The organism is Actinomadura logoneensis (assembly GCF_003428695.1).
In the GTDB taxonomy this organism is placed as follows: domain Bacteria; phylum Actinomycetota; class Actinomycetes; order Streptosporangiales; family Streptosporangiaceae; genus Spirillospora; species Spirillospora logoneensis.
In genome coordinates this window covers 1-8,073 of record NZ_QURH01000951.1, presented here as the reverse complement: position 1 = coordinate 8,073, position 8,073 = coordinate 1, and the positions used below count along the sequence as shown (strand labels likewise).

General features: G+C 71.3%; 6 protein-coding genes. 2 read left to right on the top strand and 4 right to left on the bottom strand.

The features are described 5' to 3' along the window. Positions 1-385: 385 nt before the first annotated feature. A complete protein-coding gene (locus tag DZF91_RS32160) occupies positions 386-3,025 on the bottom strand; it encodes a valine--tRNA ligase (protein ID WP_117360821.1) in 2,640 nt (879 codons plus the stop codon). Between the two features lie 73 nt (positions 3,026-3,098). On the opposite strand from DZF91_RS32160, the gene DZF91_RS32155 reads away from it, so the two are divergent. Together DZF91_RS32155 and DZF91_RS32150 are read left to right on the top strand one after the other, a co-directional pair. Further along, positions 3,099-3,959 (top strand): hypothetical protein, encoded by an 861-nt coding sequence (locus tag DZF91_RS32155; RefSeq protein ID WP_117360820.1) that lies wholly within the window; start codon positions 3,099-3,101, stop codon positions 3,957-3,959. 333 nt (positions 3,960-4,292) lie between these two features. Beyond that, the gene (locus DZF91_RS32150) at positions 4,293-4,937 is read left to right on the top strand and encodes a response regulator transcription factor (RefSeq protein WP_117360823.1); all 645 of its coding nucleotides are present in this window, start codon (positions 4,293-4,295) and stop codon (positions 4,935-4,937) included. 85 nt (positions 4,938-5,022) lie between these two features. Here the strand turns inward: DZF91_RS32150 and clpX are convergent, their stop codons facing one another. The 3 genes from clpX to DZF91_RS32135 form a co-directional block, all read right to left on the bottom strand. Then, positions 5,023-6,297, bottom strand: coding sequence for an ATP-dependent Clp protease ATP-binding subunit ClpX (gene clpX / locus DZF91_RS32145; RefSeq protein WP_117360819.1), 1,275 nt, complete (start codon positions 6,295-6,297; stop codon positions 5,023-5,025). Between the two features lie 192 nt (positions 6,298-6,489). Next, positions 6,490-7,167, bottom strand: coding sequence for an ATP-dependent Clp protease proteolytic subunit (locus DZF91_RS32140; RefSeq protein WP_117360818.1), 678 nt, complete (start codon positions 7,165-7,167; stop codon positions 6,490-6,492). Positions 7,168-7,196: 29 nt separating this feature from the next. Then, positions 7,197-7,829, bottom strand: a complete 633-nt coding sequence (locus DZF91_RS32135; RefSeq protein ID WP_117360822.1) for a ClpP family protease — start codon at positions 7,827-7,829, stop codon at positions 7,197-7,199. Between the last annotated feature and the right edge of the window lie 244 nt (positions 7,830-8,073).

Here is an 8,073-nt window from a genome sequence, read left to right as displayed (position 1 = left end):
GGCGGAGCCGAGGCGGCGGGCTCCGGCGCGGCGTTCCCGGGCGGGGGCTCCGCGGGGGCCGGAGGCGGCGGCGGGACGGGCGGGACGGCGAACTCGGGGGCGGTCTCCGGCGGCTTCGGATGGAGCGGCGCGGGATCGGGAGGCTGCGACGACGACTCGGACATCACTCTCCCTGCGCTGCGTCGAACGGGAAGACACCGCCAGTGTACGAAAGCCCGTCCAGTTGGACCCTCCCGCGGCCGTTCCGGTTCCCCGAGCGTCCGCCCGGATCGCCTGCCCGGGACATGTACCCGGGTCGTCCTCCCGAAACGGCGTCGCCCCCGTCCCGCAGACCGGGATGGGGGCGACGGCGACGGCGAGCGTCGGGCGGCCGGATCAGCCGGGGTCAGCCGGCCGGGAGGGCGGCGAGCTGGGCCTCCAGGCGCGCGATGTCCGCCTCGGCCTGCGCGAGCCGGGCGCGGTTCTTCGCGACGACCGCCTCCGGGGCCTTGGCCATGAACGCCTCGTTCGCCAGCTTCCTGGTAGTCTGCTCGACCTCCTTGCGGGCGGCGGCGAGGTCCTTGTCCAGCCGCTTGCGCTCGGCGGCGACGTCGATCGCGCCCGCGGTGTCGAGCCGGACGACCGCTCCCTCGACGGGCAGCGAGGCGGTGGCGGTGAAGCCGTCCCCGGGCGGGGTGAGGCGCAGCAGCGCGCGCACGCCCTCCTCGTGGTCGCGCAGCGGCGAGTCGCCCCACTCCAGCGCGGCGGCGACCTTCTGGCCCGGCTTCAGGCCCTGGTCGGCGCGGAACCGGCGGACCTCGGTGACCAGCCGCTGCAGCGACTCGACGACCAGCTCGGCGGCCTTGTCCTCGCGCGCGGCGTCCGCGACCGGCCAGGCGGCGCGGACGATCGTCTCCTCGCCGGTCAGCGACGTCCACAGCTCCTCGGTGACGAACGGGATCACCGGGTGCAGCAGCCGCAGCAGCTTGTCGAGGACCTCGCCGAGGATGCGGCGGGTGGCCTCGGCGCGCTCGTCGGCGAGCTGGACCTTGGCCAGCTCGACGTACCAGTCGCAGACCTCGTCCCAGGCGAAGTGGTACAGCGCCTCGCACGCCTTGGCGAAGTCGAACGCCTCCAGGTGGCCGTCGACCTCGGCCGCGACCTGCTGGAGCCGGGACAGGATCCAGGCGTCCACGGTCGAGACCTCGGCCGGCAGCTCACCGCGCACGTGCGCGCCGTTGATCATCGCGAACCGGGTGGCGTTCCACAGCTTGTTGCAGAAGTTGCGCGAGCCCTGCGCCCAGTCCTCGGCGACCGGGACGTCGCCGCCGGGGTTCGCGCCGCGCAGCAGCGTGAAGCGGGTGGCGTCCGCGCCGTACCGGTCGATCCAGTCGAGCGGGTCGACGACGTTGCCGAACGACTTCGACATCTTCTTGCCGTGCTGGTCGCGGACCATGCCGTGCAGCGCGATCGTCCGGAACGGCACGACGCCGTCCATCGCGTAGAGGCCGAACATCATCATCCGGGCGACCCAGAAGAACAGGATGTCGTACCCCGTGACCAGCACGGACGTCGGGTAGAACCGCTTGAGGTCGGCGGCGTCGGCGTCCGGCCAGCCGAGCGTGGAGAACGGCCACAGCGCGGAGGAGAACCACGTGTCGAGGACGTCGGTGTCCTGCGTCCAGCCGACGGGCGGCTCCTCGTCCGGGCCGGGGCAGGCGGTCTCGCCGTCCGGGCCGTACCAGACCGGGATGCGGTGCCCCCACCACAGCTGGCGGCTGATGCACCAGTCGTGCATGTTGTCGACCCACTCGAAGTAGCGGGGCGCCATCTCCGGCGGGTGGATCGCGACGCGGCCGTCGCGGACGGCGTCGCCCGCGGCCTTCGCCAGCGGCTCGACCTTGACGAACCACTGCAGCGACACGCGCGGCTCGACGACCGTGGAGCAGCGCTGGCAGTGCCCGACCGCGTGCTCGTAGGGGCGGACCTCCTTGACGATCCGGCCCTCCTCGCGCAGCGCGGCGACGACGGCGGGACGGGCCTCGAACCGGTCCATGCCCTCGAACGGGCCGTGCGCGGTGATCACGCCGCGCTCGTCCATGACCGACAGGGTCGGCAGGTCGTGGCGGCGGCCGATCTCGAAGTCGTTCGGGTCGTGCGCCGGGGTGACCTTGACGCACCCGGTGCCGAACTCCGGGTCGACGTGCTCGTCGGCGACGACCGGGATGCGGCGGCCGGTCAGCGGCAGCTCCACCGTCGTCCCGACCAGGTGCCGGTACCGCTCGTCCTCGGGATGGACGGCCACGGCGGTGTCGCCGAGCATCGTCTCGGCGCGCGTGGTCGCGACGACGATCTCGTCCGAGTACCGGATCGAGACCAGCTCGCCCTCGCGGTCGTAGTGCTCGACCTCGATGTCCGACAGGGCGGTGAGGCAGCGCGGGCACCAGTTGATGATGCGCTCGGCGCGGTAGATCAGGCCGTCGTCGAACAGCCGCTTGAAGATCGTCCGGACGGCGCGGGCGCGCGCCTCGTCCATCGTGAACGCCTCGCGCGTCCAGTCGACCGAGTCGCCGAGCCGGCGCATCTGGCCGAGGATCCGGCCGCCCGACTCGCCCTTCCACTTCCAGACCCGCTCGACGAACGCCTCGCGGCCGAGGTCGTGCCGGGACAGGCCCTCCTTGGCGAGCTCGCGCTCGACCACGTTCTGGGTGGCGATGCCCGCGTGGTCCATGCCGGGGACCCAGGCGACCTCGTGGCCCTGCATGCGGCGGCGCCGGACGAGCGTGTCCTGGATCGAGTGGTCCAGGGCGTGGCCCATGTGCAGGGAGCCGGTCACGTTCGGCGGCGGGATGACGATCGAGTAGGCGGGAGCGGCGGGGTCGCGGGCCGGGTCGGCCGTGAAGTAGCCCGCGGATACCCAGCGCTCGTAGAGCCTGCCCTCGACGTTCGCCGGCTGGTACTGGGTGGGCAGATCGACGTCGGCGGCCGCGGTCCGGCCGCGCTCGTCGCCGCGCTCGGTGCTGGGCTCGTTGCTGGGCTGAGTCACGGCCCCTGATTCTACGGGTCCCGGACGCGTATAACGTGCGGGGTCAAGAGAGATCAAGGATCTAGGAGAGAACGTGAGCGGCTGGAACCCTCCGCCCCAGGCGCCGGGAGGCAATCCCGGCGGCTACCCGCCGGCCCCCGGCGGCGCCCCCACCCCCTACGGCCAGCCCGGATACGGCCAGCAGCCCGGTTACGGCCAGCCCGCGCAGCCGGCCCCGCAGGCCCCGCCGCCGGCGCAGCCCGGCTGGGCCCCGCAGGACTCACAGCAGCCCGGCTGGGGCCAGCCGCCCGGTGGTTTCGCCCAGCCGCAGCCCGGTTTCGGCCCCCCGCCCGGCGTCCCGCCGCGCCAGTCCAAGGCCGGCCTGGTGCTCGGCCTGGTCGGGGGCGGCCTCGTCCTGGTGATCATCGCGGTGGTCGCGGTCGTGGTGCTCAGCGGCGGAGGCGGTGACAAGTACACGATCTCGACCCCCGACAGCGTCGCCGGACGCAACCGCGACTCCACCATGGAGTCGCAGATGGAGAGCCGGATGAGCAGCCTCAAGACGCAGATGCGGACGCTGACGCACGGCAAGGTCACCGACGTCAGCTCGGCGTTCTACAAGGACCCGGGCAGCAGCGGCGGCTCGCTCACCGGCACCACGGGCGTGATCTTCTTCGGCGGCACCGGCCCGATCGGCGACCCGGGCACCTTCATGAGCGGCATCCGGTCGTCGGCGTCCCAGAACGGCAGCGTCGTCGAGACCGTGGAGCCCGGATCGCACGGCGGCAAGGCCGGTTGCTTCCAGCTTCACTCGGCGGGCGTCACGATCACCGAGTGCGCCTGGGCCACCAGCAGCAGCTTCGGAGCGGTCGTCCCGACCAAGAACGGGACGACGGTCTCGGACACCGCGGCCCTGATGCGGACGTTCCGCGACGCCGTGGAGCAGAAGAAGTAGCCCTTTCCCGGCGGTAGCATCCCCCTACCGGCGCGGTGCAGGCCGCCACGGCGCGGGTAGGGGACGCGGCTTCCGGAGGACGAGGCCATGAGCGACAGGGCCGGGAACCACGACGCGGAGCACCACGACGCGGAGCACCACGGGCCGCCGGGCCACGAACCGGCGACCGATGAACCGGGGACCCGCGACTCCGGGCCCCACGGACTCGGAGGCCCCCCGGCCGGGGGCGCCGCGGCCGGACAGGGCGGACCCGCGGGCACCGGCAACGCGGGCACCGGCAACGCGGGCACCGGCAACGCGGCCGGACAGGCCGGCGCGGCGGGCGCCGCACCGATCCGGGTCCTGATCACCGATGACCACCCCGTGTTCCGGCAGGGCCTGCGCGGCCTGCTCCAGGCGCTCGGCGTGGAGGTCGTCGGCGAGGCCGAGAGCGGCCCGGAGGCGGTCCGGCTGGCCGCCGAGCTGCGGCCGGACGTGGTCGTCATGGACCTGCACATGCCCGGCGGGAACGGCCTGGAGGCCACCCGCACGATCACCCGCACCAACCCGCGCGCCGGGGTCCTCGTCCTGACGATGTTCCAGGACGACGACTCGGTCTTCGCCGCCATGCGCGCGGGCGCCCGCGGCTACCTGCTCAAGGAGTCCGGGGCCGAGGAGATCGCGCGCGCCGTCCGGGCCGTGGCCGCGGGCGAGGCCATCTACGGCCCGGAGATCGCCCGCCGCGTCCTGACCTACTTCGCCGGGATGCCGCACCCCAAGCAGAACGCGTTCCCGCAGCTCACCGAGCGGGAGCGGGAGGTGCTGGAGCTGATCGCGCAGGGCCGCGGCAACGCCGACATCGCGTCCGCGCTGTTCCTGTCGACCAAGACCGTCCGCAACCACGTGTCGAACATCTTCATGAAGCTGCACGTCGCGGACCGGGCCCAGGCCATCGTCATGGCCCGCGAGGCCGGCCTCGGCGAGTCCGGCCGGAACTGAGCCCCGCGCGACCGGCGCGGCGCTCCCCCGCGTCACAGGGCATGCGAAAGGCCCGCCACGGTGGTGACGGGCCTGTTCGGGCTTGCTACGCGCTCTTCTCGCGGGGTTCGCGCTTGCTGCGCTCCCGCGGGACGAGGGTCGGGTTGACGTGCTCCAGGACGGCCTCGCGGGTGATGACGACGCGGGCCACGTCCTGCCGGGACGGGACCTCGTACATCACCGACAGGAGGACCTCCTCCATGATCGCGCGCAGGCCGCGGGCGCCGGTGCCGCGCAGGATGGCCTGGTCGGCGATGGCCTCCAGGGCGTCGTCGGTGAACTCCAGGTCGACGCCGTCGAGCTCGAACAGCCGGTGGTACTGGCGGACGAGCGCGTTCTTCGGCACCGTGAGGATGTTGATCAGCGCCTCGCGGTCCAGGTTGTGGACGCTGGTGATCACCGGCAGCCGGCCGATGAACTCGGGGATCATCCCGAACTTCAGCAGGTCCTCCGGCATGACGTCGCCGAGGACGTTGGCCGCCTCGTCGAAGTCGGACTTGGACCGGATCACCGCGCCGAAGCCCATGCCCTGCTTGCCGACCCGGGACTCGACGATCTTCTCCAGCCCGGCGAACGCGCCACCGCAGATGAACAGCACGTTGGTGGTGTCGATCTGGATGAACTCCTGGTGCGGGTGCTTGCGGCCGCCCTGCGGCGGGACGCTCGCGGTGGTCCCCTCCAGGATCTTCAGCAGCGCCTGCTGGACGCCCTCGCCCGAGACGTCCCGGGTGATCGACGGGTTCTCGCTCTTGCGGGCGATCTTGTCGACCTCGTCGATGTAGATGATCCCGGTCTCGGCCTTCTTGACGTCGTAGTCGGCCGCCTGGATCAGTTTCAGCAGGATGTTCTCGACATCCTCGCCGACGTAGCCGGCCTCCGTCAGCGCCGTGGCGTCCGCGATCGCGAACGGGACGTTGAGGAGTTTGGCGAGCGTCTGCGCGAGCAGCGTCTTGCCCGATCCGGTGGGGCCGAGGAGCAGGATGTTGGACTTCCCCAGCTCGACCCCGTCGCCCGAGCCCGTGTCACCGGACTGGATCCGCTTGTAGTGGTTGTAGACGGCGACGGAGAGGGCCTTCTTGGCCGTCTCCTGCCCGATCACGTAGGAGTCGAGGAACTCGTAGATCTCCCGCGGCTTGGGCAGGCTGTCCCACTTGAGATCGGAGGTCTCGGAGAGCTCCTCCTCGATGATCTCGTTGCAGAGATCGATGCACTCGTCGCAGATGTACACGCCCGGACCCGCGATGAGCTTCTTGACCTGCTTCTGGCTCTTCCCGCAGAACGAGCACTTGAGCAGGTCACCACCGTCGCCGATGCGTGCCACCCAACTGTCTCCTTTTCGTGGGGCCGCGGCCTGTTCGGCCATCCGCTGCGGCTGGGTCTGGTCCCGGAGGCTCCAGGCGTTGGATTCGACGTTACCGCCTCGCAGTGGGTTGTTAAGCCCCCCGCCCGTCCCGTACCGGCCGGGCGGGGGCCCAACGCGCCCTCCCGAAGGGACGCCGTCAGCGCCGTCTCGTCAGGACGACACTACCTCGGCTTTGCGCTTCCTGCTGACGAAGACATCGTCGATCAGGCCGTACTCCTTGGCCTCCTGGGCCGTGAGGATCTTGTCGCGCTCGATGTCCCGGCGGACCTCCTCCAGGTCGCGCCCGGAGTGGGTGGCCAGGATGTCCTCGAGCTGCTCGCGGATCCGCATGATCTCGCGGGCCTGGATCTCGATGTCGGACGACTGGCCGTAGGTGCCCTCGGTCGCCGGCTGGTGGATCAGGATCCGCGAGTTGGGCAGCGCGGCCCGCTTGCCGGGGGTGCCGGCGGCGAGCAGCACGGCCGCGGCCGAGGCCGCCTGGCCGATGCACACCGTCTGGATGTCCGGCTTGACGAACTGCATCGTGTCGTAGATCGCCGTCATGGCGGTGAAGGAGCCGCCGGGCGAGTTGATGTAGATGCTGATGTCGCGGTCGGGGTCGATCGACTCGAGCGTGATGAGCTGGGCCATCACGTCGTTCGCCGAGGCGTCGTCGATCTGCACGCCGAGGAAGATGATCCGCTCCTCGAAGAGCTTGTTGTACGGGTTCATCTCCTTGACCCCGTACGTGGTGCGCTCGACGAAGGACGGGATGATGTAGCGGTTGTCCACCGGCGCCACCGCGCCGCTTCCGCCTGCCTGGACCTGGGGCCGGAACAGTTCGCTCACTTGCTGTGCCTCCGCTTCGGGATGATTCGTCAGCTGACCGTGCCCTCGGAGGGCACCTGGTTGGCGCTGAGCACCACGTGGTCGACGAAGCCGTAGTCCTTGGCCTCCTCGGCGGTGAACCAGCGGTCCCGGTCGGAGTCGCGCTCGATCTGGTCCAGCGGCTGGCCGGTGTGGGCGGCGATCTTCTCGGCGAGCGTCTTCTTGACGTACAGCATCTGCTCGGCCTGGATCTTGATGTCGGACGCCGTGCCGCCGATGCCGCCGGACGGCTGGTGCATCATGATCCGCGCGTGCGGCAGGGCGTAGCGCTTGCCCGTGGTGCCGGCGCAGAGCAGGAACTGCCCCATCGACGCCGCCAGTCCCATCCCGACCGTCACGATGTCGTTCGGGACGTACTGCATGATGTCGTAGATCGCCATGCCGGCCGTCACCGAGCCGCCGGGCGAGTTGATGTACAGCGTGATGTCGCGGCGGCCGTCCTCGGCCGACAGCAGCAGCAGCTCGGCGCAGATGCGGTTGGCGATGTCGTCGTCCACCTGCTGGCCGAGGAAGACGATCCGCTCGCGCAGCAGCCGCTGGAAGAGCTGGTCGCCCAGGGGCAGCAGCGGCGCCTCGGCCACCCGCGCCTGGATCCGGGACGACTCGTCGAAAGTCGGAGGCATGCTCACCGGGTGTTCCTCCGGTCCTTTAATCGGTTCGGATGATTGGACATTAACGCGCCCGCGACCCCGGTTAAGCCCGAGGGCCCTGCTTTTCGCCAGGGGCGTACCGATGGCGAGAACGGCCCCTCGTCGCGTAGAAGCGGCGCCCGGACGGACGTGGCGGCGTCCCGGGCGAGAGGGCCGCACCGGGAGGGCCGCGGCGCCGCGCCCGGGGAGGCGAGGGCGCCGCGCCCGGGGAGGACGG